A 2,915-nucleotide genomic window follows, 5' to 3' on the forward strand; every position below is an offset into this window, starting at 1 on the left:
GCCACAACCACGCGGCCGGCTACCCTCCGCCCCCCCCCACCAACCCCCACCCCCCCCCCCCCCCCCCCCCCCCCCCCCCCCCCCCCCCCCCCCCCCCCCCCTCCGGTACATCCGGCCCCGACCGGCCGCGGACCGGGCACCCGCCGCCCGGGAACGGCACTGCGGAGGCGGCCGCCCGCGATCCGGGCAGGGGGAACAGGCTGGCGGAACCCTCGCTACCATGGGATGTCCGGACCTGACCGGGGCCCCGGATCCTCCCCCGGACTCCGTCCGGGGGGACCCCCAGAGGAGCGCTCTTGCCAGACGAGGTCCAGCCACTCTCCGCCGCGCAGCCCGACCCCCAGGCCGACAAGGCCGCGGCGTCCCCTGCCACGCCCCCGCCGGCGCCCCTCGCGAAGCCCGCCCCGGCGCGGCCCGCGCCGACGAAGCCCGCAGGGTCCTCCAATCGCGTGCGCGCCCGGCTCGCCCGCCTCGGAGTCCAGCGTTCCAACCCGTACAACCCGGTCCTGGAACCCCTGCTGCGCATAGTCCGCAGCAACGACCCGAAGATCGAGACGGCCACTCTCCGCCAGATCGAGCAGGCCTACCAGGTCGCCGAACGCTGGCACCGCGGCCAGAAGCGCAAGAGCGGCGACCCGTACATCACGCACCCGCTCGCGGTCACCACCATTCTTGCCGAGCTCGGCATGGACCCGGCCACCCTGATGGCCGGCCTGCTCCACGACACCGTCGAGGACACCGACTACGGGCTGGAGGACCTGCGCCGCGACTTCGGCGACGCCGTGGCCCTCCTCGTCGACGGCGTCACCAAGCTCGACCGGGTCAAGTTCGGCGAGGCCGCCCAGGCCGAGACCGTCCGCAAGATGGTCGTCGCCATGGCCAAGGACCCCCGCGTCCTCGTCATCAAGCTCGCCGACCGCCTGCACAACATGCGCACCATGCGCTACCTCAAGCGGGAGAAGCAGGAGAAGAAGGCCCGCGAGACCCTGGAGATCTACGCCCCGCTGGCCCACCGGCTGGGCATGAACACCATCAAGTGGGAGCTGGAGGACCTCTCCTTCGCGATCCTCTACCCCAAGATGTACGACGAGATCGTCCGCCTCGTCGCCGAGCGCGCCCCCAAGCGGGACGAGTACCTCGCCATCGTCACCGACGAGGTGCAGACCGACCTCAGAGCCGCCCGCATCAAGGCCACCGTCACCGGCCGGCCCAAGCACTACTACAGCGTCTACCAGAAGATGATCGTCCGCGGACGCGACTTCGCGGAGATCTACGACCTGGTCGGCATCCGCGTCCTCGTCGACACCGTCCGCGACTGCTACGCGGCACTGGGCACCGTCCACGCCCGCTGGAACCCGGTTCCGGGGCGGTTCAAGGACTACATCGCGATGCCCAAGTTCAACATGTACCAGTCGCTCCACACGACGGTCATCGGGCCCAACGGCAAGCCGGTCGAGCTGCAGATCCGCACCTTCGACATGCACCGTCGGGCCGAGTACGGCATCGCCGCGCACTGGAAGTACAAGCAGCAGACCGTCGCCGGCGCCTCCAAGATCCGCACCGACGTCCCGCAGGCCGCCAAGGGCAGCGCCGGCCAGGACACGGTCAACGACATGGCCTGGCTGCGCCAGCTGCTGGACTGGCAGAAGGAGACCGAGGACCCGGGCGAGTTCCTCGACTCGCTGCGCTTCGACCTCTCCCGCAACGAGGTCTTCGTCTTCACCCCCAAGGGCGACGTCATCGCCCTGCCCGCCGGTGCCACCCCCGTGGACTTCGCGTACGCCGTCCACACCGAGGTCGGCCACCGCACCATAGGCGCCCGCGTCAACGGCCGCCTCGTCCCGCTGGAGTCCACCCTCGACAACGGCGACCTCGTCGAGGTCTTCACCTCCAAGGCCGAGGGCGCCGGCCCCTCCCGGGACTGGCTCGGCTTCGTCAAGTCCCCGCGGGCCCGCAACAAGATCCGCGGCTGGTTCTCCAAGGAGCGCCGCGACGAGGCCATCGAGCACGGCAAGGACGCCATCGCGCGGGCCATGCGCAAGCAGAACCTGCCGATCCAGCGCATCCTCACCGGCGACTCCCTCGTCACCCTCGCCCACGAGATGCGCTACCCCGACATCTCCTCGCTGTACGCGGCGATCGGCGAGGGCCACGTGGCCGCGCAGGGCGTCGTCCAGAAGCTGGTGCAGGCCCTCGGCGGCGAGGAGGCCGCCAACGAGGACATCGAGGAGAGCGTCCCGCCGTCCCGCGCCCGCACCAAGCGGCGCGGCAGCGCCGACCCGGGCGTCGTCGTCAAGGGCGTCGACGACGTGTGGGTCAAGCTGGCCCGCTGCTGCACCCCGGTCCCCGGCGACCCCATCATCGGGTTCGTCACCCGCGGCAGTGGCGTATCGGTTCACCGCGCGGACTGCGTCAACGTGGACTCCCTCTCCCAGCAGCCCGAGCGGATCCTGGAGGTCGAGTGGGCGCCCACCCAGTCCTCCGTCTTCCTGGTCGCCATCCAGGTCGAGGCCCTGGACCGCTCCCGCCTCCTCTCGGACGTCACCCGGGTCCTGTCGGACCAGCACGTGAACATCCTCTCGGCGGCCGTGCAGACCTCCCGCGACCGGGTGGCCACCTCCCGGTTCACCTTCGAGATGGGCGACCCGAAGCACCTCGGCCACGTCCTGAAGGCCGTACGGGGCGTCGAGGGCGTCTACGACGTCTACCGCGTCACCTCCGCCCGCAGGCCGTAGGAGTACGCCGTACCAGGCCCGGGCCGCTCGGCCCGGGCCGGACGCACGGGGGGGGGGGGGGGGGGGGGGGGGGGGGGGGGGTGGGGGGGGTTTGGCGGGGGGGGGGGGGGGGGGGGGGGGGGGGGGGGTGGGGGGGGGGGGGGAGGGGGGGGGGGGGGGGGGGGGGGGGGGGGGGGGGGA

Annotated in this window: 1 protein-coding gene; it reads left to right on the forward strand. The window is 72.5% G+C overall.

Annotated elements, in window-relative coordinates:
• Positions 1-296: 296 nt before the first annotated feature.
• Positions 297-2,735 (forward strand): RelA/SpoT family protein, encoded by a 2,439-nt coding sequence (locus tag ACZ4VL_RS40315; RefSeq protein ID WP_361091589.1) that lies wholly within the window; start codon positions 297-299, stop codon positions 2,733-2,735.
• The last annotated feature ends 180 nt before the right edge of the window (positions 2,736-2,915 follow it).

The organism is Streptomyces sp. NPDC029014, assembly GCF_055564695.1.